Annotated in this window: 25 protein-coding genes, 3 tRNA genes and 4 rRNA genes; 13 read left to right on the top strand and 19 right to left on the bottom strand. The window is 52.9% G+C overall.

From position 1 onward, the window contains the following. Window positions 1-147: 147 nt before the first annotated feature. The gene (gene dusB / locus EL098_RS01410; protein ID WP_126354333.1) at window positions 148-1,113 is read left to right on the top strand and encodes a tRNA dihydrouridine synthase DusB; all 966 of its coding nucleotides are present in this window, start codon (window positions 148-150) and stop codon (window positions 1,111-1,113) included. A gap of 23 nt (window positions 1,114-1,136) precedes the next feature. Beyond that, the gene (gene fis, locus EL098_RS01405; RefSeq protein WP_000462905.1) at window positions 1,137-1,433 is read left to right on the top strand and encodes a DNA-binding transcriptional regulator Fis; all 297 of its coding nucleotides are present in this window, start codon (window positions 1,137-1,139) and stop codon (window positions 1,431-1,433) included. Between the two features lie 10 nt (window positions 1,434-1,443). On the opposite strand, the gene EL098_RS01400 is transcribed toward fis, so the two are convergent. Then, window positions 1,444-1,632 carry a hypothetical protein gene (locus EL098_RS01400; protein ID WP_126354332.1) on the bottom strand — a complete coding sequence of 63 codons (189 nt, stop codon included), beginning with the start codon at window positions 1,630-1,632 and terminating at the stop codon, window positions 1,444-1,446. 84 nt (window positions 1,633-1,716) lie between these two features. On the opposite strand from EL098_RS01400, the gene EL098_RS01395 reads away from it, so the two are divergent. The 5 genes from EL098_RS01395 to EL098_RS01375 all read left to right on the top strand — a co-directional run bounded on the left by EL098_RS01395 (window position 1,717) and on the right by EL098_RS01375 (window position 6,429). After that, the gene (locus tag EL098_RS01395) at window positions 1,717-1,938 is read left to right on the top strand and encodes a putative periplasmic lipoprotein (RefSeq protein ID WP_061276095.1); all 222 of its coding nucleotides are present in this window, start codon (window positions 1,717-1,719) and stop codon (window positions 1,936-1,938) included. 295 nt (window positions 1,939-2,233) lie between these two features. After that, the gene (locus tag EL098_RS01390; RefSeq protein WP_126354331.1) at window positions 2,234-3,259 is read left to right on the top strand and encodes an amino acid ABC transporter substrate-binding protein; all 1,026 of its coding nucleotides are present in this window, start codon (window positions 2,234-2,236) and stop codon (window positions 3,257-3,259) included. A 108-nt stretch (window positions 3,260-3,367) separates the two neighbouring features. Then, window positions 3,368-4,549, top strand: coding sequence for an amino acid ABC transporter permease (locus EL098_RS01385; protein WP_126354330.1), 1,182 nt, complete (start codon window positions 3,368-3,370; stop codon window positions 4,547-4,549). Between the two features lie 9 nt (window positions 4,550-4,558). Then, window positions 4,559-5,662, top strand: a complete 1,104-nt coding sequence (locus EL098_RS01380; protein WP_126354329.1) for an amino acid ABC transporter permease — start codon at window positions 4,559-4,561, stop codon at window positions 5,660-5,662. Window positions 5,663-5,670: 8 nt separating this feature from the next. Next, window positions 5,671-6,429, top strand: a complete 759-nt coding sequence (locus tag EL098_RS01375) for an amino acid ABC transporter ATP-binding protein (protein WP_126354328.1) — start codon at window positions 5,671-5,673, stop codon at window positions 6,427-6,429. Between the two features lie 268 nt (window positions 6,430-6,697). On the opposite strand, the gene rrf (EL098_RS01370) is transcribed toward EL098_RS01375, so the two are convergent. From rrf (EL098_RS01370) to EL098_RS01340, 7 genes are all read right to left on the bottom strand, one after another. Beyond that, a 5S ribosomal RNA gene (rrf, locus tag EL098_RS01370) occupies window positions 6,698-6,813 on the bottom strand. Between the two features lie 36 nt (window positions 6,814-6,849). Next, window positions 6,850-6,925: transfer RNA gene (locus tag EL098_RS01365), tRNA-Thr, on the bottom strand. Between the two features lie 150 nt (window positions 6,926-7,075). Continuing rightward, window positions 7,076-7,191: ribosomal RNA gene (gene rrf, locus EL098_RS01360) — 5S ribosomal RNA — on the bottom strand. Between the two features lie 103 nt (window positions 7,192-7,294). Further along, window positions 7,295-10,201: ribosomal RNA gene (locus tag EL098_RS01355) — 23S ribosomal RNA — on the bottom strand. A gap of 197 nt (window positions 10,202-10,398) precedes the next feature. Continuing rightward, window positions 10,399-10,474, bottom strand: a tRNA-Ala gene (locus EL098_RS01350). 113 nt (window positions 10,475-10,587) lie between these two features. Continuing rightward, a tRNA-Ile gene (locus EL098_RS01345) sits at window positions 10,588-10,664 on the bottom strand. A 69-nt stretch (window positions 10,665-10,733) separates the two neighbouring features. Then, a 16S ribosomal RNA gene (locus EL098_RS01340) occupies window positions 10,734-12,275 on the bottom strand. Together the 16S, 23S and 5S rRNA genes with 3 tRNA genes alongside form the textbook arrangement of a ribosomal RNA operon. A 474-nt stretch (window positions 12,276-12,749) precedes the next feature. On the opposite strand from EL098_RS01340, the gene EL098_RS01335 reads away from it, so the two are divergent. Further along, window positions 12,750-13,304, top strand: a complete 555-nt coding sequence (locus EL098_RS01335; RefSeq protein WP_126354327.1) for a gamma carbonic anhydrase family protein — start codon at window positions 12,750-12,752, stop codon at window positions 13,302-13,304. Here EL098_RS01335 and EL098_RS01330 read toward each other — a convergent pair. Genes EL098_RS01330 through dprA form a run of 6 tightly spaced genes read right to left on the bottom strand, consistent with a single transcriptional unit; the run spans window position 13,280 to window position 17,064 of the window. Beyond that, window positions 13,280-13,537, bottom strand: a complete 258-nt coding sequence (locus EL098_RS01330; protein ID WP_126354326.1) for a DUF1488 family protein — start codon at window positions 13,535-13,537, stop codon at window positions 13,280-13,282. The two genes, EL098_RS01335 and EL098_RS01330, sit on opposite strands and share 25 nt — an antisense overlap. After that, complete coding sequence (gene aroE / locus EL098_RS01325) at window positions 13,534-14,349, bottom strand: shikimate dehydrogenase (RefSeq protein ID WP_126354325.1); 816 nt, start codon at window positions 14,347-14,349, stop codon at window positions 13,534-13,536. Before aroE ends, EL098_RS01330 begins: the two co-directional genes overlap by 4 nt. A gap of 2 nt (window positions 14,350-14,351) precedes the next feature. Further along, entirely contained in the window at window positions 14,352-14,924 is a 573-nt protein-coding gene (tsaC, locus tag EL098_RS01320; RefSeq protein ID WP_126354324.1) for an L-threonylcarbamoyladenylate synthase type 1 TsaC, read from the bottom strand. Beyond that, window positions 14,917-15,471, bottom strand: a complete 555-nt coding sequence (locus EL098_RS01315) for a DNA topoisomerase family protein (protein ID WP_126354323.1) — start codon at window positions 15,469-15,471, stop codon at window positions 14,917-14,919. Before EL098_RS01315 ends, tsaC begins: the two co-directional genes overlap by 8 nt. Before the next feature lie 23 nt (window positions 15,472-15,494). Further along, window positions 15,495-15,968, bottom strand: a complete 474-nt coding sequence (gene smg / locus EL098_RS01310) for a DUF494 family protein Smg (RefSeq protein ID WP_126354322.1) — start codon at window positions 15,966-15,968, stop codon at window positions 15,495-15,497. Then, window positions 15,940-17,064 carry a DNA-protecting protein DprA gene (gene dprA, locus EL098_RS01305; RefSeq protein ID WP_126358329.1) on the bottom strand — a complete coding sequence of 375 codons (1,125 nt, stop codon included), beginning with the start codon at window positions 17,062-17,064 and terminating at the stop codon, window positions 15,940-15,942. The genes smg and dprA overlap by 29 nt, the downstream gene beginning before the upstream one ends. Window positions 17,065-17,192: 128 nt before the next feature. On the opposite strand from dprA, the gene def reads away from it, so the two are divergent. The 5 genes from def (at window position 17,193) to mscL (ending at window position 22,017) form a co-directional block, all read left to right on the top strand. Further along, the gene (def, locus tag EL098_RS01300) at window positions 17,193-17,702 is read left to right on the top strand and encodes a peptide deformylase (RefSeq protein WP_126354321.1); all 510 of its coding nucleotides are present in this window, start codon (window positions 17,193-17,195) and stop codon (window positions 17,700-17,702) included. 14 nt (window positions 17,703-17,716) lie between these two features. Beyond that, a complete protein-coding gene (gene fmt / locus EL098_RS01295; RefSeq protein WP_126354320.1) occupies window positions 17,717-18,664 on the top strand; it encodes a methionyl-tRNA formyltransferase in 948 nt (315 codons plus the stop codon). Between the two features lie 73 nt (window positions 18,665-18,737). Next, a complete protein-coding gene (gene rsmB, locus EL098_RS01290) occupies window positions 18,738-20,027 on the top strand; it encodes a 16S rRNA (cytosine(967)-C(5))-methyltransferase RsmB (RefSeq protein ID WP_126354319.1) in 1,290 nt (429 codons plus the stop codon). Between the two features lie 47 nt (window positions 20,028-20,074). After that, window positions 20,075-21,451: a Trk system potassium transporter TrkA gene (gene trkA / locus EL098_RS01285; protein WP_126354318.1), complete on the top strand. Its 1,377-nt coding sequence runs from the start codon at window positions 20,075-20,077 to the stop codon at window positions 21,449-21,451. 152 nt (window positions 21,452-21,603) lie between these two features. Further along, window positions 21,604-22,017: a large-conductance mechanosensitive channel protein MscL gene (gene mscL, locus EL098_RS01280; RefSeq protein ID WP_126354317.1), complete on the top strand. Its 414-nt coding sequence runs from the start codon at window positions 21,604-21,606 to the stop codon at window positions 22,015-22,017. Here mscL and EL098_RS01275 read toward each other — a convergent pair. From EL098_RS01275 to EL098_RS01255, 5 genes are all read right to left on the bottom strand, one after another. After that, the gene (locus tag EL098_RS01275; RefSeq protein WP_126354316.1) at window positions 21,953-22,237 is read right to left on the bottom strand and encodes an alternative ribosome-rescue factor A; all 285 of its coding nucleotides are present in this window, start codon (window positions 22,235-22,237) and stop codon (window positions 21,953-21,955) included. The genes mscL and EL098_RS01275 overlap by 65 nt on opposite strands. A 65-nt stretch (window positions 22,238-22,302) precedes the next feature. Further along, window positions 22,303-22,719, bottom strand: a complete 417-nt coding sequence (zntR, locus tag EL098_RS01270; RefSeq protein ID WP_126354315.1) for a Zn(2+)-responsive transcriptional regulator — start codon at window positions 22,717-22,719, stop codon at window positions 22,303-22,305. Beyond that, window positions 22,719-23,090, bottom strand: a complete 372-nt coding sequence (locus EL098_RS01265; protein ID WP_126354314.1) for a DnaJ family domain-containing protein — start codon at window positions 23,088-23,090, stop codon at window positions 22,719-22,721. Before EL098_RS01265 ends, zntR begins: the two co-directional genes overlap by 1 nt. A 112-nt stretch (window positions 23,091-23,202) precedes the next feature. Next, window positions 23,203-23,589: a 50S ribosomal protein L17 gene (rplQ, locus tag EL098_RS01260; RefSeq protein ID WP_008457198.1), complete on the bottom strand. Its 387-nt coding sequence runs from the start codon at window positions 23,587-23,589 to the stop codon at window positions 23,203-23,205. A 40-nt stretch (window positions 23,590-23,629) separates the two neighbouring features. After that, complete coding sequence (locus EL098_RS01255; RefSeq protein WP_008457196.1) at window positions 23,630-24,619, bottom strand: DNA-directed RNA polymerase subunit alpha; 990 nt, start codon at window positions 24,617-24,619, stop codon at window positions 23,630-23,632. Between the last annotated feature and the right edge of the window lie 5 nt (window positions 24,620-24,624).

Genomic DNA, 24,624 nt, shown 5'->3' with positions numbered 1-24,624 from the left:
TAAATGGTGAATAATTTTCGCCGCCGCCGTCGAGCGGCAATTCCTTGATCTACAACAGTGGATTGTTCAAAGTTTGGCCTTTCATCTCGTGCAAAAAATGCGTAATATACGCCGCCTTGCAGGCACAGTATGGTCATTTCTTAACTCATGCGCATCGGACACCACCAGCTCAGAAATCGCCTGATCGCAGCACCTATGGCTGGCATCACTGACAGACCATTCAGGACGCTGTGCTACGAGATGGGAGCAGGATTAACCGTTTCCGAGATGATGTCCTCTAACCCAGAGGTTTGGGCGAGCGATAAGTCCCGTTTACGAATGGTACATGTGGATGAACCGGGTATTCGCACCGTGCAAATCGCCGGCAGCGTACCTGAAGAGATGGCAGAAGCCGCACGTATTAATGTGGCTAATGGCGCCCAGATTATTGATATCAATATGGGTTGTCCGGCAAAAAAGGTGAATCGTAAGCTGGCAGGTTCAGCCCTTCTGCAGTATCCGAGTCTGGTAAAGGACATCGTGACGACGGTAGTGCAGGCAGTGGACGTTCCTGTGACGTTGAAAATTCGTACCGGCTGGGAGCCCGCGCACCGTAACTGTGTAGAGATTGCCCAACTGGCTGAAGACTGTGGGATTCAGGCTCTGACAATTCATGGACGCACACGCGCCTGTTTATTCCAGGGCGATGCTGAATACGACAGCATTCGGGCAGTTAAGCAGAAAGTTTCCATTCCGATTATCGCGAATGGTGACATTACTGACCCGCTTAAAGCCAGAGCCGTACTTGACTATACGGGGGCTGATGCCCTGATGATAGGCCGTGCGGCTCAGGGAAGACCCTGGATCTTTCGGGAAATCCAGCACTATCTGGACACTGGAGAGCTGCTGCCGCCCTTGCCTCTGGCAGAGGTGAAGCGCTTACTTTGCTCGCACATTCGGGAACTGCATAGCTTTTATGGCGATGTGAAAGGTTACCGAATTGCACGTAAACACGTCTCCTGGTATCTCCAGGAGCACGCTCCAGATGACCAGTTTCGGCGCACATTCAACGCCATAGAGGATGCCAGCGTACAGCTGGAGGCGTTGGAGGCATACTTCGAAAATCTTGCGTAATGAAATAAAGAGCTGACAGAACTATGTTCGAACAACGCGTAAATTCTGACGTACTGACCGTTTCCACCGTTAACTCTCAGGACCAGGTAACTCAAAAGCCCCTGCGTGACTCGGTTAAACAGGCACTGAAGAACTATTTTGCTCAACTGAATGGTCAGGATGTTAATGACCTGTATGAGCTGGTACTGGCTGAAGTTGAACAGCCACTGTTGGACATGGTGATGCAATACACCCGCGGTAACCAAACCCGCGCTGCGCTGATGATGGGTATCAACCGTGGTACTCTGCGTAAGAAACTGAAAAAATACGGCATGAACTGATACTAATCAGTTAAGCCGTTGATGAAAAAGGCGCTCTTCGGCATGGGGAAGCGCCTTTTTTCTTTTCATAAGCTGTGATCTGAGGTTTTTCCCCGTTATTTGTCGTTGCAGCGCCGTTTCCTTCACTTTGTTTACACTTCACACGCTTTGCAATGATTCCCCAATCCTGCGGTCTGATACCCAGTGGTAAAATAGCCACATTCGCTCCGGCACAGCATCCGTGAAAGCTTTGTCCCCTGATAAGCAATCCCTGTTCCGGCGTCTGGTTCAACCGAGGTTCAAAATGACTAAATTCATCGCCGTTGCGTTACTCACCACGTTTCTGGCTGGCTGTGCCACCGAATCTCCCTGCGTGCCTGTCTATGACGACCAGGGGCGTCTGGTGCACACCAATACCTGTATGAAGGGCACCACCCAGGATAACTGGGAAACGGCAGGCGCCATCGCCGCCGGTACTGCCGCCGTAGCAGGTGTTGCCCTGGGTATCGTTGCGTTAACCAAATAAGCTTCCCACCCTCAAAGCGCGAACCCTCGCGCTTTTTTATTTCATTCCCCTGCAACACCTGAATCATTCTGCTCTTGAAATGCGCCATGAGTTGCAGACCTGCACTATTTCAGAGCGTTTCCCGCCTCTCTGTTTCATCTATTCCGCCCATCTCCTGTGTAAGACGTTCAGCGCAAAACCTGGCATCGCCTTTGCTTTACAAAACATGACTCAAGCATTTGCCACGAACAGGCATACGGCGTCTCCCGGACGCCACTAAGCCAATAACGATAATTTCGCCACACAGGATGCATTTATGAAGAAGATGATGATCGCCACTCTGGTCGCTACCGGTACGCTGTTTGCGATGGCTAATCAGGCTCATGCAGGCACGACCCTTGATGCCGTTAAAAAGAAGGGCTTTGTACAATGTGGGATCAGTGATGGTCTTCCAGGCTTTTCTTACGCTGACGGCAGCGGCAAGTTTACCGGTATTGACGTGGATGTTTGCCGTGGCGTTGCGGCGGCCGTTTTCGGCGATGCCTCCAAAGTTAAATACACCCCGCTGACCGCTAAAGAGCGTTTTACCGCCCTGCAGTCCGGCGAAGTCGATATTCTCTCCCGTAACACCACGTGGACCTCCTCTCGTGATGCAGGCATGGGCATGGTATTTACCGGCGTAACCTACTACGACGGCGTAGGCTTCCTGACCCACAATAAAGCGGGGCTGAAAAGCGCGAAAGAGCTGGATGGCGCAACCGTCTGCATCCAGGCTGGCACCGATACCGAGCTGAACGTCGCAGACTATTTCAAAGCCAATAATATGAAGTACACCCCGGTGACCTTTGACCGTTCTGATGAGTCGGCAAAAGCGCTGGAGTCCGGCCGCTGTGACACCCTGGCCTCAGATCAGTCTCAGCTCTACGCCCTGCGCATTAAGCTTAGCAATCCAGGCGAGTGGCTGGTGCTGCCAGAAGTGATCTCTAAAGAACCACTGGGGCCAGTCGTACGCCGCGGTGATGATGACTGGTTCTCTATTGTGCGCTGGACGCTGTTCGCCATGCTGAATGCCGAAGAGATGGGCATTAGCTCGAAGAACGTTGACCAGATGGCCGCGAACCCAACAACGCCGGATATGGCGCACCTGCTAGGCAAAGAGGGCGATTTCGGTAAAGACCTGAAGCTCGATAACAAATGGGCTTATAACATTGTTAAGCAGGTAGGTAACTACGCTGAGATTTTCGATAACAACGTCGGCGCCCAAAGCCCGCTGAAAATCAAACGCGGCCAGAACAATCTCTGGAACAACGGCGGCATCCAGTACGCCCCGCCAGTTCGCTAAGCAAAATGCCCGGCTATGGCTCAGATCCGTAGCCGGGAATAGCGAGCAAACGGCCAAAACATCCCTTTGGTCGTTTGGGATTTACGTTCCTGTTACTGAGGTTTGCTTATGCGTCATCACCGCCCAGCCGTGAAGGCCGACTTATCCTTTTCTAACCCTTCGGTTCGCGCCTGGCTGTATCAGATAGTCGCCCTCGCCTTTGTTATCGGCATGGCTGCTTATCTGATCCACAACACCGTCTCCAACCTGGATAGCCGGGGCATTACCTCCGGCTTTGCCTTCCTCGATCGTTCCGCGGGCTTTGGCATCGTTCAGCATCTGATTGACTACGATCAGGGAGACACCTATAGCAAAGTCTTTGTTGTTGGCCTCCTGAATACCCTGCTGGTCTCCGTGCTCTGCATCGTGTTTGCCACGTTTATCGGCTTCTTTGTTGGCCTGGCACGCCTCTCCGATAACTGGCTGGTGCGCAAGCTGTCGACGTTTTATATAGAGACGTTTCGCAACATTCCCCCGATGCTGCAAATTTTCTTCTGGTACTTTGCCGTGCTGCGCAATCTGCCTGGGCCACGGCAGGCCCTGGATGCTTTCGGGCTGATCTATCTGAGCAATCGCGGGCTGTCTCTCCCGGCACCGATCGTGGGTGAAGGCCTGCTGGCATTTACTGCTGCCGTTCTGCTTGCGCTTCTCGTCTCTGCCGGGCTGCATCGCTATAACAAAATGCATCAGATGAAGACCGGGCAACTTCGCCGCACATGGCCCGTGGCGATCGCTTTGATCGTTGCGCTACCGGCTGCCGCACATGCGATCTTCGGCGCGGCGCTGCATTGGGATATTCCCGCTCTGCACGGCTTTAACTTCAGCGGCGGGATTGTATTGATCCCTGAGCTCGCGGCTTTAACGCTGGCGCTGTCGGTTTACACCTCAGTCTTTATCGCCGAAATCATTCGCTCAGGCATCCAGTCAGTTCCCTTTGGCCAGCATGAGGCAGCCCTGTCTCTCGGCTTGCCTAAGCAGGTGACGCTACGCCAGGTGATTGTGCCTCAGGCGCTGAGAGTCATTATTCCGCCATTGACCAGCCAGTATCTGAATATCGTCAAAAACTCTTCGCTGGCAGCGGCCATTGGTTACCCGGATATGGTCTCTCTGTTTGCCGGTAGCGTGCTGAATCAGACGGGACAAGCAATAGAGACCATCGCTATCACGATGTCCGTTTATTTGGCGATCAGCCTGGCTATCTCTCTGCTGATGAACGTCTATAACCGCCGTATTGCCCTGGTTGAGCGCTAAGGAATGTCGATGATGAAAGTTTTAACGGCTCACAGCGCCCGTCCGGCGGGCAGCAAACCTGAGCAAATCTGGCGATGGATGCGTAAAAATCTTTTCTCCAGCTGGCTCAATACTTTACTGACCCTGCTCTGCGTCGGGCTAATGTGGAAGCTGATCCCCCCGCTTCTGGACTGGACAGTTTTCCAGGCGAACTGGGTGGGTGAGACAAGAGCCGACTGCACCAAAGGCGGGGCCTGCTGGGTATTTATCCACGAGCGCTTCGGCCAGTTTATGTATGGGCTTTATCCTCACGATCGCCGCTGGCGCATCAACCTTGCGCTGATCATCGGCCTGCTTTCCGTTGCCGCTATGTTCTGGAAGTCTCTTCCTCACCGCGGTCGCTATATAGCCGGCTGGGCAGTCGCCTATCCGATCGTCGTCTGGTGGCTGATGTACGGTGGCTTTTTAGGCCTGGATCGCGTTGAGACGCGCCTCTGGGGCGGGTTAACGCTCACGCTGATTATCGCTTCCGTTGGCATTGCAGGTGCCCTGCCGCTGGGTATTGTGCTTGCGCTGGGCAGGCGCTCACGCATGCCGGTGGTGAGGATCCTCTCGATTATGTTTATCGAGTTCTGGCGCGGCGTACCGTTGATTACCGTGCTCTTTATGTCCTCGGTGATGCTGCCGCTCTTTCTTCCGGAAGGGACCAGCATTGATAAGCTTATTCGGGCGTTAGTCGGGGTGATCCTCTTCCAGTCAGCCTATGTCGCCGAGGTCGTTCGCGGCGGGCTACAGGCCTTGCCAAAAGGGCAGTATGAGGCCGCAGAGTCATTGGCTCTTGGTTACTGGAAGACGCAGGGATTAGTCATTCTGCCACAGGCGCTGAAGCTGGTGATCCCGGGGCTGGTGAACACGATTATTGCGCTGTTCAAAGATACCAGCCTGGTGATCATCATCGGCCTGTTCGATCTGTTCAGTAGCGTTCAGCAGGCGACGGTTGATCCGGCCTGGCTGGGCATGTCGACGGAAGGCTATGTCTTTGCCGCTATCGTCTATTGGATTTTCTGTTTCAGTATGTCGCGCTATAGCCAGCACCTGGAGAAGCGCTTCCACACCGGCCGTACGCCGCACTAAGGATTATGATGAGTAAAATAACGCTGCAGGCTGCCGACACGATGATCACGCTGGAAAATGTGAACAAATGGTACGGGCAGTTCCATGTTTTAAAAGACATTAATCTCAATGTGAAGCAGGGCGAACGTATCGTCCTGTGTGGGCCATCCGGCTCAGGTAAATCTACGACGATTCGCTGCATTAACCACCTTGAAGAGCATCAGCAGGGCCGTATTGTCGTCGACGGAACAGAGCTGAATGACGACCTTCGCAATATAGAGAAGGTTCGCACCGAAGTCGGTATGGTCTTTCAGCATTTTAACCTGTTCCCGCATTTAACCGTCCTGCAGAACTGTACGCTTGCCCCTGTCTGGGTTCGTAAGATGCCGAAGAAAGAGGCCGAAGCGCTGGCAATGCATTACCTCGAGCGAGTGCGAATCGCTGAACACGCGCACAAATTCCCGGGGCAAATATCCGGTGGCCAGCAGCAGCGTGTGGCCATTGCACGCTCGCTGTGCATGAAACCTAAAATCATGCTCTTTGACGAACCCACTTCGGCACTTGATCCGGAAATGGTAAAGGAAGTACTGGATACGATGATAGGGCTTGCAGAATCCGGGATGACGATGCTGTGCGTGACCCACGAAATGGGCTTTGCGCGCACCGTGGCTGACAGGGTTATCTTTATGGATCGAGGAGAGATCGTAGAGCAGGCGCCACCGGATCAGTTCTTTGCTAATCCGGAATCGGAACGCACACGCGCATTTCTTTCGCAGGTTATTCACTGATATCACTGCCCGGTGGCACTGAGCTTGCCGGGCCAGTATCCAATTCAGATGCACAAAAGCAAAAAGCCCAGTCATAAGACTGGGCTTTTTGCTTAATTGATGTCTGGCAGTTTATGGCGGGCGTCCTGCCCGCCACCCTTCGGGCCGCCGCAAGCGGCGTTCAAAAGTGTTCCAGACACTTTTGTCCTACTCAGGAGAGTGCTCACCGACAAACAACAGATAAAACAAAAGGCCCAGTCTTTCGACTGAGCCTTTCGTTTTAATTGATGTCTGGCAGTTCCCTACTCTCGCATGGGGAGACCCCACACTACCATCGGCGCTACGGCGTTTCACTTCTGAGTTCGGCATGGGATCAGGTGGGACCACCGCGCTACTGCCGCCAGACAAATTCTTTTATCTGCCGAACCTAACCGTTAAAACTGGTGCTGATACCCAGAGTCGAACTGGGGACCTCACCCTTACCAAGGGTGCGCTCTACCAACTGAGCCATATCAGCACGCTTAATTTGATGCCTGGCAGTTGATGAACTCGCGTTCACCCTACGGGCCGCTGCTTCGCAGCGTTCAGACTCACCTTTCGGTTCGTCAGTCCTACTCTCTGAGAGTAGTGACCTGCCTCGTATGACTACCATTACTGCTAATTTGATGCCTGGCAGTTCCCTACTCTCGCATGGGGAGACCCCACACTACCATCGGCGCTACGGCGTTTCACTTCTGAGTTCGGCATGGGGTCAGGTGGGACCACCGCGCTACGGCCGCCAGGCAAATTCTGTTTGTTGACCGTCATATTTTCATATAACCATCAACCTAATCCTGAACTAAGCTGAAAATCTTCTTTCGTCTCTGCAAAACACCTTCGGTGTTGTAAGGTTAAGCCTCACGGATCATTAGTACTGGTTAGCTCAACGTATCGCTACGCTTACACACCCAGCCTATCAACGTCGTCGTCTTCAACGTTCCTTCAGGACCCTTAAAGGGTCAGGGAGAACTCATCTCGGGGCAAGTTTCGCGCTTAGATGCTTTCAGCGCTTATCTCTTCCGCATTTAGCTACCGGGCAATGCCATTGGCATGACAACCCGAACACCAGTGATGCGTCCACTCCGGTCCTCTCGTACTAGGAGCAGCCCCCCTCAATTCTCCAGCGCCCACGGCAGATAGGGACCGAACTGTCTCACGACGTTCTAAACCCAGCTCGCGTACCACTTTAAATGGCGAACAGCCATACCCTTGGGACCTACTTCAGCCCCAGGATGTGATGAGCCGACATCGAGGTGCCAAACACCGCCGTCGATATGAACTCTTGGGCGGTATCAGCCTGTTATCCCCGGAGTACCTTTTATCCGTTGAGCGATGGCCCTTCCATTCAGAACCACCGGATCACTAAGACCTGCTTTCGCACCTGCTCGAGCCGTCACTCTCGCAGTCAAGCTAGCTTATGCCTTTGCACTAACCTCACGATGTCCGACCGTGATTAGCTAACCTTCGTGCTCCTCCGTTACGCTTTAGGAGGAGACCGCCCCAGTCAAACTACCCACCAGACACTGTCCGCAACCCGGATCACGGGTCTACGTTAGAACATCAAACATTAAAGGGTGGTATTTCAAGGTTGGCTCCACGCAGACTGGCGTCCACGCTTCAAAGCCTCCCACCTATCCTACACATCAAGGCTCAATGTTCAGTGTCAAGCTATAGTAAAGGTTCACGGGGTCTTTCCGTCTTGCCGCGGGTACACTGCATCTTCACAGCGATTTCAATTTCACTGAGTCTCGGGTGGAGACAGCCTGGCCATCATTACGCCATTCGTGCAGGTCGGAACTTACCCGACAAGGAATTTCGCTACCTTAGGACCGTTATAGTTACGGCCGCCGTTTACCGGGGCTTCGATCAAGAGCTTCTCCTTGCGGATAACCCCATCAATTAACCTTCCGGCACCGGGCAGGCGTCACACCGTATACGTCCACTTTCGTGTTTGCACAGTGCTGTGTTTTTAATAAACAGTTGCAGCCAGCTGGTATCTTCGACTGCCTTCAGCTCCAGGAGTAAATCCCTTCACCTAGCGACAGCGTGCCTTCTCCCGAAGTTACGGCACCATTTTGCCTAGTTCCTTCACCCGAGTTCTCTCAAGCGCCTTGGTATTCTCTACCTGACCACCTGTGTCGGTTTGGGGTACGATTTAATGTTACCTGATGCTTAGAGGCTTTTCCTGGAAGCAGGGCATTTGTTACTTCAGCACCGTAGTGCCTCGTCATCACACCTCAGCGTTAACAGAGTTCCGGATTTACCTAAAACTCCCGCCTACATGCTTAAACCGGGACAACCGTCGCCCGGCTAACATAGCCTTCTCCGTCCCCCCTTCGCAGTAACACCAAGTACAGGAATATTAACCTGTTTCCCATCGACTACGCCTTTCGGCCTCGCCTTAGGGGTCGACTCACCCTGCCCCGATTAACGTTGGACAGGAACCCTTGGTCTTCCGGCGAGCGGGCTTTTCACCCGCTTTATCGTTACTTATGTCAGCATTCGCACTTCTGATACCTCCAGCAGACCTCACAGTCCACCTTCGACGGCTTACAGAACGCTCCCCTACCCAACAACACCTGAGTGTCGCTGCCGCAGCTTCGGTGCATGGTTTAGCCCCGTTACATCTTCCGCGCAGGCCGACTCGACCAGTGAGCTATTACGCTTTCTTTAAATGATGGCTGCTTCTAAGCCAACATCCTGGCTGTCTGTGCCTTCCCACATCGTTTCCCACTTAACCATGACTTTGGGACCTTAGCTGGCGGTCTGGGTTGTTTCCCTCTTCACGACGGACGTTAGCACCCGCCGTGTGTCTCCCGTGATAACATTCTTCGGTATTCGTAGTTTGCATCGGGTTGGTAAGCCGGGATGGCCCCCTAGCCGAAACAGTGCTCTACCCCCGAAGATGAGTTCACGAGGCGCTACCTAAATAGCTTTCGGGGAGAACCAGCTATCTCCCGGTTTGATTGGCCTTTCACCCCCAGCCACAAGTCATCCGCTAATTTTTCAACATTAGTCGGTTCGGTCCTCCAGTTAGTGTTACCCAACCTTCAACCTGCCCATGGCTAGATCACCGGGTTTCGGGTCTATACCCTGCAACTTAACGCCCAGTTAAGACTCGGTTTCCCTGCGGCTCCCCTATACGGTTAACCTTGCTACAGAATATAAGTCGCTGACCCATTATACAAAAGGTACGCAGTCACCCCATAAAGAGGCTCCCACTGCTTGTACGTACACGGTTTCAGGTTCTTTTTCACTCCCCTCGCCGGGGTTCTTTTCGCCTTTCCCTCACGGTACTGGTTCACTATCGGTCAGTCAGGAGTATTTAGCCTTGGAGGATGGTCCCCCCATATTCAGACAGGATACCACGTGTCCCGCCCTACTCTTCGAACTCACAGAATGTGCATTTTAGTGTACGGGAGTATCACCCTGTACCCTGCGACTTTCCAGACGCTTCCACTAACACACAAACTGATTCAGGTTCTGGGCTGCTCCCCGTTCGCTCGCCGCTACTGGGGGAATCTCGGTTGATTTCTTTTCCTCGGGGTACTTAGATGTTTCAGTTCCCCCGGTTCGCTTCATTACGCTATGTATTCACGTAATGATAGTGTGTCGAAACACACTGGGTTTCCCCATTCGGAAATCGCCGGCTATAACGGTTCATATCACCTTACCGACGCTTATCGCAGATTAGCACGTCCTTCATCGCCTCTGACTGCCAGGGCATCCACCGTGTACGCTTAGTCGCTTAACCTCACAACCCGAAGATGTTTCGCTTCAGATTATGAAAATTTGAGAGACTCGAACATGTCTTAACCCCATTCCTTATTACGGAGGAATGAGACGACATGTCGTTTCAATTTTCAGCTTGTTCCGGATTGTTAAAGAGCAAATACTTCGCAGCACACCGTCACCGGTATACTCTGAAGTATTGAGTCGTGCATGAAATGATGGTGGAGCTAAGCGGGATCGAACCGCTGACCTCCTGCGTGCAAGGCAGGCGCTCTCCCAGCTGAGCTATAGCCCCATCGATTTCGTAAAACCTTCGAATCACCATGAATTCGTCGCTAGTCAAGGCGCAGCCCCACGAAGCATACTTTCGTATGTGAGTGGTGCTGTAACGCAGGATAGCGGAGAATTTGGTAGGCCTGAGTGGACTTGAACCACCGACCTCACCCTTATCAGGGGTGCGCTCTAACCACCTGAGCTACAAGCCTATAAGGTTTTACTGCTCGTTTTCTATCAGACAATCTGTGTGAGCACTACGCGGGTTTGTATCTTTTAGGTAAGGAGGTGATCCAACCGCAGGTTCCCCTACGGTTACCTTGTTACGACTTCACCCCAGTCATGAATCACAAAGTGGTAAGCGCCCTCCCGAAGGTTAAGCTACCTACTTCTTTTGCAACCCACTCCCATGGTGTGACGGGCGGTGTGTACAAGGCCCGGGAACGTATTCACCGTAGCATTCTGATCTACGATTACTAGCGATTCCGACTTCATGGAGTCGAGTTGCAGACTCCAATCCGGACTACGACGCACTTTATGAGGTCCGCTTGCTCTCGCGAGGTCGCTTCTCTTTGTATGCGCCATTGTAGCACGTGTGTAGCCCTACTCGTAAGGGCCATGATGACTTGACGTCATCCCCACCTTCCTCCAGTTTATCACTGGCAGTCTCCTTTGAGTTCCCGGGCCGAACCGCTGGCAACAAAGGATAAGGGTTGCGCTCGTTGCGGGACTTAACCCAACATTTCACAACACGAGCTGACGACAGCCATGCAGCACCTGTCTCAGAGTTCCCGAAGGCACCAATCCATCTCTGGAAAGTTCTCTGGATGTCAAGAGTAGGTAAGGTTCTTCGCGTTGCATCGAATTAAACCACATGCTCCACCGCTTGTGCGGGCCCCCCGTCAATTCATTTGAGTTTTAACCTTGCGGCCGTACTCCCCAGGCGGTCGACTTAACGCGTTAGCTCCGGAAGCCACGCCTCAAGGGCACAACCTCCAAGTCGACATCGTTTACGGCGTGGACTACCAGGGTATCTAATCCTGTTTGCTCCCCACGCTTTCGCACCTGAGCGTCAGTCTTTGTCCAGGGGGCCGCCTTCGCCACCGGTATTCCTCCAGATCTCTACGCATTTCACCGCTACACCTGGAATTCTACCCCCCTCTACAAGACTCAAGCTTGCCAGTTTCGAATGCAGTTCCCAGGTTGAGCCCGGGGATTTCACATCCGACTTAACAAACCGCCTGCGTGCGCTTTACGCCCAGTAATTCCGATTAACGCTTGCACCCTCCGTATTACCGCGGCTGCTGGCACGGAGTTAGCCGGTGCTTCTTCTGCGAGTAACGTCAATCACTAAGGTTATTAACCTTAATGCCTTCCTCCTCGCTGAAAGTACTTTACAACCCGAAGGCCTTCTTCATACACGCGGCATGGCTGCATCAGGCTTGCGCCCATTGTGCAATATTCCCCACTGCTGCCTCCCGTAGGAGTCTGGACCGTGTCTCAGTTCCAGTGTGGCTGGTCATCCTCTCAGACCAGCTAGGGATCGTCGCCTAGGTGAGCCGTTACCCCACCTACTAGCTAATCCCATCTGGGTTCATCTGATGGCAAGAGGCCCGAAGGTCCCCCTCTTTGGTCTTGCGACGTTATGCGGTATTAGCTACCGTTTCCAGTAGTTATCCCCCTCCATCAGGCAGATCCCCAGACATTACTCACCCGTCCGCCGCTCGTCACCCAGGAGCAAGCTCCCCGTGCTACCGCTCGACTTGCATGTGTTAGGCCTGCCGCCAGCGTTCAATCTGAGCCATGATCAAACTCTTCAATTTAAAAGTGTCTGATGCTCAAAGAATTAAAACTGTTTATAAAATCAGTAGTCACTCTTCAAGACTTGATATTTTGTTGCATCCGAAGATGCTGAGATATCAATCCTGCGAGTGCCCACACAGATTGTCTGATAAATTGTTAAAGAGCAGTGAGTTAGGCGCTTTCGCTTGCTAACTCGAGGTGGCGTATATTACGCTTTCCTCTTTCAGAGTCAACCCCGATTTTCAGGATTTTTTCTCTTTATCGAACCGGCCATTTTGTGAAGTGATTCACTGTGCCGTCTCGATGGAGGCGCATTATAGGGATCCCACTTTTTAGCACAAGTACTTTTTCGATCTTTTTTTCTGAATGTTTAGTTTTCACTCTTTTCGCTGAGATCCTGTTCGATCTACCCTCTTTCCAGCCCTTTACTCCCTTGCCATTGCTCAAGAAAGCAGCCACAGTCTATTCACACGATGAATTTCCTCGAGGTATTTATGTCTGCGGTATTACGTGCTTTTCAAAAAACATTCCCCCAGCCAGGCGAGAGAGTCATGGTTGATCCCACCAGCGTGGTCATCGGTGATGTAAAACTGGCGGATGATGTCAGTGTCTGGCCGTTGGTGGCCATCCGCGGCGATGTAAATACCGTGAAGATTGGCGCACGCACCAACATACAGGATGGAAGCGTTCTACATGTTACCCATAAGTCTTCCTCTAAACCTGAAGGGAACCCGCTGATTGTCGGCGAAGATGTCACGGTGGGACACAAAGTTATGCTGCACGGCTGCACGATTGGCAATCGCGTATTAGTCGGTATGGGATCGATCCTGCTGGATGGTGTAGTAGTAGAAGATGATGTGATGATTGGTGCTGGCAGCCTGGTGCCACAAAACAAGCGGCTGGAAAGCGGTTATCTCTATTTAGGCAGCCCGGTAAAACAGATCCGCCGTCTGACTGAAGCGGAGCTGGCCGGTTTGACCTACTCCGCTAACAATTATGTTCGCTGGAAAGATGAGTATCTGGCTCAGGATAACCAGTACCATCCTTGATCGCCTTCCTGTTCGTCTACGATAAGGCTTTCAGCTTCTTCTTCAAGATCCCAGCGGTGTTCCCGGAACAACGAAAGCCACTCTTCTGCGCAATTGCCGCCAAAGCGGTTGGTAATTGCCTCTGAGGTTATAGCGCACTCTACCTGGAAACCCTTAACCAACGCTGGAAAGCAAACCGCGCTGCGTTCTTCATCCCAGCGTTCACGCTCCGGGAACTGGATCGCCTGGTTCACGCCGCCATTTCTCTTTTTAAGATCTCAATAACCGGCGCAACGTCCGGCATAACGCCATGCCAAAGCATAAAAGCATGTGCAGCCTGGCCCACCAGCATGCCCAGACCGTCTGCGTAGTGCACTACGCCGTGCCCGATGGCCCAGCTCAGGAATGGCGTCGGCCCTTTCTGGTAAAACATGTCATAACAGCTTACGCGATGAGAAAGGAGAGAAACCGGCAGCGCCGGAATTTCACCGCCGATCCCGCTGGATGTAGCATTGATCAACAGATCGTACTCATGCCCTTCAAGCTGATCCATTGCTATGGCGCTAACGCTGCCCGTATGGCTAAACAAATCAGCGAGTTCTTCCGCTTTGGCAAATGTTCGATTGGTTATTGTCACCGCGCAGTCCAGCGACAACAGCGGCAGCAGAACACCGCGAGCGGCACCGCCAGCCCCCACCAGCAGAATACGATCGCCGGGTTTGATCAGCTTCAAACGTTCAAGATCGCTCAACAAGCCGATGCCGTCCGTATTGTCGCCAAGCAAACGGCCATCGTCCAGGCGCTTGAGCGTATTGACCGCCCCGGCAAGCGCAGCGCGTTCTGTTAACTCGTCGGCACGGGCAAAAGCCTGTTCTTTAAAAGGTACGGTTACGTTGGCGCCCTTCCCCTCTTTAAAAAAGGCATCAAGTGTTTCAACAAAAGAGTCTAACGGGGCAAGCACGCGCCCGTAAGGATGCTCAATTCCTGTTTGCTCGGCGAAAAGGCGGTGAATAAGAGGAGACTTACTGTGTTGAATAGGGTTACCGAAGACGGCGAAGGTTTCCATATTTACCCCTGACGGAAGAGTTCGCCGGTTAAGGCATCGCGTATTTCTGAAGGGTTCAGGCGCCCGCCGGTATCCCCCACCAGCACCGGGAAGCTCTCGCCGAACTGCTGCTGAACTTCCTGCACGTTACGGCATGGAGGCAGGCCGGTAAGGTTCGCACTGGTCGACACCAGAGGTTTACCGTAGGCCAGGCACAGATCCTTAACTAGCGGATGATTTGTCACACGCACCGCCAGGGAATCAAAACGGCCGGTCAGCCATTTTGGCGTCGAAGGCAACGCCGGGAAAACAAACGTAACCGGACCAGGCCAGTTCGCAAACACCACGGAAAGCTGTTCTTCACTCAGCGCGGCGGCGTCAATATAGGGTTTTAATTGCTCAAAATCGGCGGCGATCAGGATGAGCCCCTTTTCTACCGGACGCTGTTTTAGTGCCAACAGACGGGTAACCGCGATCTCGCTGTCAGGGTCACACCCTACGCCAAATACGGCTTCGGTTGGATAGGCGATGACTTGTTGTTGTTTCAGGGCCGCTACGATCTGCGCGAGCTGGCCTTCAGGCAGGTTATTATTCACTGGCTTGTTCCACCGTTGCCGGCTTTCCACATTGTTTACTGGCACAAAAGCGTTTCACGCCCTGAGCCGTTTTCTTTTCAATCAGCAGCGGATACTGACATTCAGAGCAGATGCCCGCTACCGGCTTAAAATTGAGAACGAACTGGCAGTCCGGGTAGCCATCGCAAGACCAAAAGGTTTTGCCGTAGCGAGAACGGCGCTGAACCAGCTGCCCTTTCTGGCATTGAGGGCAGGCTATCGCGGTCTCATCGGGTTTATCGATAATTTCAGTGTGTTCGCATTCGGGGTAGTTGCTGCAGCCGATAAACATGCCAAAGCGCCCCTGGCGTAACACGAGCGTTGCCTGACAAACCGGACACGGCTGCCCATCGAGCACCTTTACAATATGGCCATCGGCCTGGCTCTTGAGCGGGCGAACATAATCGCATTCCGGATAGTGGGTACAGCCCAGAAATGGGCCATGTTTACCGGAACGTATTGCTAACTCTGCCCCGCATTGGGGGCAGGGTTCATTTTTTGGCACCGAGAACAGTGCTGACTTGGCCATAACATCTCATGCTGCAACTCAATTTAGTGCAGCATACCTTCATTTGCCTCGAAGAGTAATTCTTCCATTTGCTGGTAGGCATTTTCACAACCCGGAATGTTGAACAACACCATCAGCACAACCCACTTCAGATCTTCGAGTTCGAATTCTGCGGTATCGAGCGCCAGCACGCGCTCAATGACCATTTCGCGGGTGTCGAGATTTAGCACCTGAATCTGCTCAAGGAACAGTAAAAAGCCCCGGCAGTCTGCATCAAGCCTCTGGCTCTCTTCTGCGGTAAAAATACGCATCGAGAGAGGGTCAGCGGCAAGCTGCATCGGCTCAGTCAAACCTTCCTGATAATCGGCCAGCTTTTCAAGCCACACTAATGCGTTAAAAATGTCCTCACGATCAAAACCCGCGTCGGTGAGATCGCTCGTCAGCTTATCCTGGTCAACGCGCATTTCTGCTTCGCTGTGGATGTAGGTTTCAAATAAGTACATTAGTACGTCGAACATGGCATGCCCTCCTCAATCGGACATAGCCGCCGGGTACAGCTGCGATCCATCCTGCTAACTCCAGTTCGAGTAGCTGAGCTACCGTCTCTGGCACAGGTTGGCCGGCACGTTCAGCGACGACGTCAACAGGTGTAACCTCATCTCCTACGTTAGCCAACAGATGGGGAAATGGCAATGCGCCGTCCTGTTGATTTGGCGAATATATTGACACATTGTGCGAAGCGGGAAGCCAGTGCAGTTCAGAGGAGAGATAATCGAGGATATCCTGCGGACTTCGCACCAGGTTTGCCCCCTGCTGAATCAGCCAGTGTGGGCCATCGCTCCCCGGACTTCCTACCGTACCGGGCAGGGCAAATACCTCTCTACCTTGTTCAACGGCATAACGGGCAGTCACCAGAGATCCGCTTCGCTCACCGGCCTCCACCACAAATACAGCCCTGCTCAATCCGCTGATAACGCGGTTACGCCACGGAAAGTTTGACGGCCAGGGGGTGCAGGAGAGAGGGAATTCGGAAATGACAGCCCCGCCCTGCTCCACAATTTGCCTGGCCAGCATCAGGTGGCGTTTAGGATGAACGCTGCCTAACCCGTTGCCAAGTACAGCAATGGTTTTACCCTGCACGCTCAGGGCCGCGCGATGTGCTACGCCGTCGATGCCCAGAGCCAGACCGCTGGTAATCACCAGCCCGGCCAAGGCAAGCTCTTCACAAAACTGCCGACAATAGCGCTCACCGTAATCAGACAGGTTACGGCTTCCAACAACCGCTATCTGGTTTTCACAGAGCTGCGTTGGATCTCCCGCAACAAAGAGGGCTCCGGGATAATCATTAATAGCGCGAAGCTGCTTCGGATAGAGGGCATCTTCCGCCGTCAGCAAGCGATGTCCCGGTTTCTCGAGCCATCTGAGGCTGGCTTCAAGCTGGCGCTCATTAAATGCATTAAAGAGTGCAGATTCGCGTGGGCTTAATCCCAAATCTGGCGGGCTTTCTCTCTCCAGGAGAGGACTGTGTTGCAGCAAATGGGCTATTTTTAAGAACTTATCGCCGCTCAGCCCCCTAACGGCCATTAGACGTAGCCAAATCTCCGTTCGTTGCATCATTTCTCCCTGCCACAGGCCGCAAAAGCGATCCTTGCGATTGGTCACTGATGCTGTCAATCAGCCGGGGAAATGTCTAGAATAGAGGGAATAATCCTTTCTACTACTGAACACAGCTCTGGATATTTATGGCAGTTTTGCAAGTATTACATATTCCCGACGAGCGCCTTCGCAAAGTCGCTAAGCCGGTTGAAGAAGTGAATGCGGACATTCAGCGCATCGTTGATGATATGTTCGAGACGATGTACGCCGAAGAGGGTATTGGCCTGGCGGCTACGCAGGTTGATATTCATCAGCGCATTATCGTGATTGATGTGTCTGAAAACCGCGACGAACAGCTGGTGCTGATCAACCCGGAGCTGCTGGAAAAAAGCGGCGAAACCGGTATCGAAGAAGGCTGTCTGTCTATTCCGGAACAGAGGGCGCTGGTGCCACGCGCGGAGAAAGTGAAAATTCGTGCGCTGGACCGTGACGGCAAAACCTTTGAGCTGGAAGCGGATGGCCTGCTGGCGATTTGTATCCAGCACGAAATGGATCACCTGGTCGGTAAACTGTTTATCGACTATCTGTCGCCGCTGAAGCAGCAACGTATTCGTCAGAAAGTTGAAAAACTCGACCGTTTGAAAGCGAAAGCTTAAGGACAATAAGCAACGTGTCAGATTCTCTGCGTATTATTTTCGCCGGAACGCCCGATTTTGCAGCGCGTCACCTTGACGCGCTGTTGTCTTCTCAGCACCAGGTTGTAGGCGTCTTTACCCAGCCAGACCGCCCGGCAGGCCGCGGCAAAAAGCTCATGCCTAGCCCGGTTAAGGTATTGGCTGAAGAGAAAGACATCCCCGTCTTTCAGCCCGCTACGCTTCGCAAAGCGGAAAACCAGCAGCTGGTTGCCGACCTCAATGCCGATGTGATGGTTGTGGTTGCCTACGGCCTGATTTTGCCGCAGGCGGTGCTTGATATGCCTCGCCTCGGCTGCGTGAACGTTCATGGTTCACTGCTACCGCGCTGGCGCGGTGCCGCGCCGATACAGCGTTCTTTATGGGCTGGCGATGCAGAAACGGGCGTCACCATCATGCAGATGGATATTGGCCTCGATACCGGCGATATGTTGCATAAACTCTCCTGCCCTATTGAGGCGGAAGACACCAGCGGTACGCTGTATGACAAGCTCGCCGGGCTGGGTCCAAAAGGCCTGCTCGATACGCTGGAGCAGTTAGCCAGCGGCACGGCACAACCCGAAGTGCAGGACGAAGCGCTGGTGACCTACGCGGAGAAGCTCAGCAAGGAAGAAGCGCGTATCAACTGGAGCCTTTCCGCTGCTCAGCTGGAACGCTGTGTTCGCGCCTTCAATCCTTGGCCAATGAGCTGGCTGGAAATTGACGGCCAGCCGCTGAAAGTCTGGCGCGCCTCGGCCATTGATGCCAGGACAAACTCGGCGCCGGGCACCATTGTTGCCGCAAGCAAGCAGGGCATCCAGGTCGCCACGGCCGACGGCATTCTGAATCTCGAAGAGCTGCAGCCCGCCGGGAAAAAAGCCATGAAGGCGCAGGATCTCCTGAACTCACGCCGTGAATGGTTTGAGCCCGGAACGGTTCTCGCCTGATCAAGCCGCACCTATACGCCCGGGGTAACCTGGGCATTTTTGTTTATAGCGCTGGAAAAACCAGAGCACGGTAATGAAAAAAACAGTGAATCTTCGCAGCCTGGCTGCCCAAACCATCGAACAAGTTGTCGAACAGGGACAATCATTAAGTAATGTACTGCCTGCGGTTCAGCAGAAAGTCTCTGATAAAGACCGAGCCCTGCTGCAGGAGCTGTGCTTCGGCGTGCTGCGTACCCTCCCGCAGCTGGACTGGCTGGTAGGCAAACTCATGTCGCGCCCGATGACCGGAAAACAGCGCACGATCCATTACTTAATTATGGTCGGCTTCTACCAGCTCCTTTATACCCGCATTCCTCCCCATGCGGCGCTTGCCGAAACCGTTGAGGGCGCCATTGCCATTAAGCGTCAGGCTTTTAAAGGCCTGATTAACGGCGTGCTGCGTCAGTTCCAGCGCCAGCAGGAAAGCCTGATGGCGGAAGCGGCTAAGCATGAAAGTCGTTTTCTGCACCCAGCCTGGCTTCTGCAGCGCCTGAAGAAAGCGTATCCGGAAAGCTGGGAAACCATTGTCGAGGCAAACAATCAGCGTCCCCCTATGTGGCTGCGCGTAAATCGGCAGCATCATACCCGCGAAGCATGGATGGCATTACTGGCTGAAGCAGGTCTCGAAGGCCATGCCCATCCAAAATACAGTGACGCTGTGCGCCTTGATTCACCCGCCCCGGTTCAGGCTTTACCCGGATTTGAACAAGGCTGGGTAACCGTTCAGGATGCCTCAGCTCAGGGAAGCGTTGATCTTTTAGATCCGCAAAACGGCGACACCATCCTGGATCTTTGCGCCGCGCCTGGCGGGAAAACGACCCATATTCTGGAAGCAGCGCCGAAGGCTAAAGTGATGGCCGTCGACGTTGACGCCCAACGCCTGAAACGCGTGCATGAAAACCTGGAACGGTTAGGCATGACGGCGGAAGTGAAGCTGGGGGACGGTCGCTTCCCGGCCCAGTGGTGCGCCGACGCTAAATTTGATCGCATTCTGCTTGATGCGCCGTGCTCGGCAACCGGCGTCATTCGTCGTCATCCGGATATCAAGTGGCTGCGCCGCGACAGAGACATCCAGGAGCTGGTTGCTCTGCAAAAAGAGATTCTGGACGCTATCTGGCCACATCTCAAATCCGGCGGTACGCTGGTTTATGCTACCTGCTCCATTTTGCCGGACGAAAACAAAGAGCAGATTAGCGCATTTCTGGGACGTCATGCCGATGCCAGACTGGTTGAAACCGGTGACGAAAAGAGACCTGGCACTCAAAATCTGCCCGCGGCAGACGACGGCGATGGCTTCTACTACGCTAAGCTAATTAAGAGCTGACTCCCTACAGGAAGTCATAGGTTTCATCACTCGTGAAGCGATAAACGATGAAAATAATCATTCTGGGCGCCGGGCAGGTCGGCGGTACCCTGGCGGAAAACCTGGTCGGTGAAAACAACGATATCACCGTCGTCGACACCAATCAGGCTCGCCTGCGTATTCTGCAGGATAAGTTCGATTTACGCGTAGTGCAGGGCCACGGCTCTCATCCACGCGTACTTCGTGAAGCCGGGGCCGATGACGCAGATATGCTGGTTGCGGTGACCAGCTCTGACGAAACGAATATGATAGCCTGTCAGGTCGCCTATTCACTGTTTAACACCCCAAACAGGATTGCTCGCATTCGTGCGCCGGACTATGTGCGCGATGCAGATAAACTTTTTACCGCGGAAGCTGTACCCATCGATCACCTGATTGCTCCCGAGCAGCTGGTCATCGACAATATTTACCGCCTGATTGAGTATCCGGGCGCCCTTCAGGTTGTGAATTTTGCCGAAGGCAAAGTAAGCCTGGCCGTGGTAAAGGCTTACTATGGCGGCCCCCTGGTCGGTAATGCGCTTTCCACCATGCGCGAACACATGCCGCATATCGATACTCGTGTCGCCGCAATTTTCCGTCACGACCGCCCTATTCGCCCTCAAGGATCGACAATCGTTGAAGCTGGCGATGAAGTCTTCTTTATCGCCGCCTCGCAGAATATTCGTGCGGTAATGAGCGAGCTTCAGCGTCTGGAAAAGCCATATAAGCGCATTATGCTGGTAGGTGGCGGTAATATCGGTGCTGGTTTGGCTCACAGGCTGGAAAAAGATTACAGCGTAAAATTGATCGAGCGCGATCAGCAGCGCGCCTCAGAGCTTGCCGAGATGCTGCAAAACACCATCGTGTTTTATGGCGATGCTTCGGATCAGGAGTTACTGGCTGAAGAACATATCGATCAGGTTGATCTCTTTATTGCCGTCACCAACGATGACGAAGCCAATATTATGTCGGCAATGCTGGCTAAACGGATGGGCGCTAAAAAGGTCATGGTCCTTATACAGCGCAATGCCTATGTCGATTTAGTGCAGGGGAGCGTAATTGATATTGCGATTTCCCCGCAGCAGGCAACCATTTCAGCCCTGCTTGGGCACGTGCGTAAAGCCGATATTGTTGGCGTTTCATCGCTTCGTCGCGGCGTTGCGGAAGCCATCGAAGCCGTGGCTCACGGCGACGAAAGTACTTCCCGCGTTGTGGGGCGAGTTATCGATGAGATAAAACTGCCGCCGGGAACGATTATTGGCGCCGTGGTGCGTGGCAATGATGTGATGATTGCCAACGACAATCTGCGCATAGAGCAGGGCGATCACGTCATTATGTTCTTAACGGATAAGAAGTTTGTCAGCGACGTTGAGCGTCTGTTCCAGCCAAGTCCCTTCTTCCTCTAAACTCAACGGGGCTGAAATCTTTCTGCCCCGTTTCTTTGTAAGAAAACCACTTTACTATTATGGAATAAACAAAAATCTTATTTCCTGCGGCAATGGAAATTAAGACATCCTTTGTTAGAATTATTACTGCCAGCCGGCACAAGGAGAGATAAATGAGTATTTTAAAAGAGTTTCGCGAATTCGCGATGCGCGGAAACGTTGTTGATTTGGCAGTGGGTGTGATTATTGGTGCAGCATTCGGGAAAATTGTTTCCTCGCTGGTCGCGGATATTATTATGCCGCCACTGGGTTTGCTGATTGGCGGTGTTGATTTTAAACAGTTTGCACTGACGCTGCGCGATGCGCAGGGCGATGTGCCTGCGGTAGTCATGCACTATGGCGTATTTATTCAGAATATTTTTGACTTTGTGATTGTCGCTTTTGCTATCTTTATGGCCATCAAAGTTATCAATAAACTGAATCGTAAAAAGGCTGCAGAGCCTGAGGCACCTCCGGCACCTTCTAAAGAGGAAGTGCTGCTGAGCGAAATCCGCGACCTGCTAAAAGAACAGAACCAGCGTAATTAATACTGGCTGCTAAAAACAGAAGGCCAGTGGTAAAAAAGCAGATTGCTTGTTTGCCACTGGCCTCCCAGTTACCCTTCTTGCCGTGCTTCTCATTACGCTGATAACTTCCCTTCCCCTTTTTGTTCTTCTCTACTCTCTGCCGGAACAGCGGGTCATGTAGCAGTGCCTCTATGGCGTTATCGTTAATTTGCCCTTTTTGATGGCGATATTTGGTGCTCATAGTCACTCCAGATGGGGTTAATTAGCGCCGCGAGTCTATTCCTCGTTCAAAAAAAGATCAAGCGGCTATTTCTTACTGCTGGCTCCCTGCTCCAGCGCTTCCAGAATTGAGCAGTAAACGCTGCTGTGCGCAGTACCGCAGCAAGCATCATTCAGCCGCTGCAGCGAACGGCGCATATTCTGTAATTCCTTAATTTTGGACTCAACTTCACTTAGCCTGCTCTGCACAATGCCCTTAGACTCCTGGCATGTGTGATGCTCCGGATCGATACGGATCGACAGGAGTTCACGAATGGCTTCCAGAGTAAAACCCAGCTGCTTGGCGTAGCGAATGAACTTAAGACGCTGCAGATCGCTGTCGCTGTAAAGGCGGAAGCCACCTTCGGTGCGCACTTCGTGATCCATCATCTGCTGCTTTTCGTAATAACGAATAGTGTCTGGCGTCACATTCGCCAGCTTTGCCAGCTCACCTATACGAAACATCACTTTTCCTCATCGATTTGCTGCATCAGTTTTGCGGCATACTCACCGCGCAAGAAATCCGTATTTATCCCTGCCTGGCGAAGCTTGAGCTCAAGCAGCGCGAGCTTCTTGCTGATGGCCTGGTACTCCTCACTCTGAGCATGCACCGTTTTCAGCAAATCAACCAGCTCAAGCGCATCTTTACGCTGCTGCATCTCCGGCGGCAGACAGCCTGCATTTTTTAGCAGACGATACCCGGCACGGAGTTCAGGGGGAACATGACTATCATCGTCGAGCAATATCGGCTCGCCGCTGCCGGGCAGTCTATCAAAATCACCGTTACGCTGGGCATCAACAATATGCCGTTCCGCCCACTGATCGAGCAACCACATAGCGACCTCTGATCGATAAGGAGTAAGACAAGAATACGGGGAAAGTAGCGGGAAGGGGATATTCTGGATATAAAAAAACCGGGCAAGCCCGGTTTTTCTACGTTACTGCAGATTACTCTGCAGCAGCTTCTGTTTGAGACTCGGCGCGATCAACCAGCTCGATGTAAGCCATCGGAGCATTGTCACCAGCACGGAAGCCACACTTCAGAATACGAGTGTAACCACCTGCACGGCTCGCGAAACGCGGACCCAGTTCGTTAAACAGTTTTGCCACGATCTCGTTATCACGAGTGCGGGCGAATGCCAGACGACGATTTGCAACGCTGTCAGTCTTGGCAAGAGTAATCAGCGGCTCAACTACGCGACGCAGCTCTTTCGCTTTAGGCAGGGTCGTCTTGATGATCTCATGACGAACCAGTGAACCTGCCATGTTGCGGAACATAGCCTGGCGATGGCTGCTGTTGCGGTTCAGTTGACGACCACTCTTACGATGGCGCATGACCTTATCCTTCTCAGTAAAACCTTAACCTGTGATCCGGTTACTCGTCAGCAATGCTTGCTGGTGGCCAGTTTTCCAGGCGCATGCCCAGAGACAAACCACGAGAAGCCAGCACGTCTTTAATCTCGGTAAGAGATTTTTTACCCAGGTTAGGCGTTTTGAGCAGCTCAACCTCGGTACGCTGTACCAGATCACCGATATAGTGGATAGCTTCTGCCTTAAGGCAGTTAGCAGAGCGGACAGTCAATTCCAGATCGTCAACAGGGCGCAGCAAGATCGGATCGAATTCTGGTTTCTCTTCTTTAACTTCCGGCTGACGTACATCACGTAGGTCAACGAAAGCTTCAAGTTGTTCTGCCAGAATGGTTGCCGCACGACGAATCGCCTCTTCAGGATCGATTGTGCCGTTGGTTTCCATTTCGATGACCAGCTTGTCCAGGTCGGTACGCTGTTCTACACGCGCTGCTTCAACATTGTAGGCAATACGCTCTACAGGGCTGTAGCAGGCGTCGACCAGCAGACGGCCGATTGGGCGCTCATCTTCTTCCGAATGAATTCGGGTAGAAGCCGGCACATAACCGCGACCGCGCTGAACTTTGATACGCATGCTAATAGCGGCGTTCTCATCGGTCAGGTGGCAGATCACATGCTGCGGCTTGACGATTTCGACATCACCATCATGGGTAATGTCGGCTGCGGTCACAGGGCCAATGCCAGATTTATTCAGGGTAAGAATAACTTCATCTTTGCCCTGAACTCTTACCGCCAGCCCTTTCAGGTTGAGCAGGATTTCCAGGATATCTTCCTGAACGCCTTCTTTGGTGCTGTACTCGTGCAGTACACCATCAATCTCAACCTCAGTCACCGCGCAACCCGGCATCGATGAAAGCAGAATACGGCGCAGTGCGTTACCAAGAGTATGGCCAAAGCCACGCTCTAACGGCTCAAGGGTCACCTTGGCGTGCGTCGAACTCACTTGCTCGATATCTACCAGGCGTGGTTTTAGAAACTCTGTCACAGAACCCTGCATTGTGT

Origin of the sequence: Cedecea lapagei, from assembly GCF_900635955.1 — a bacterium.
GTDB lineage: Bacteria > Pseudomonadota > Gammaproteobacteria > Enterobacterales > Enterobacteriaceae > Cedecea > Cedecea lapagei.
This window is presented reverse-complemented; position numbering and strand designations above follow the sequence as displayed.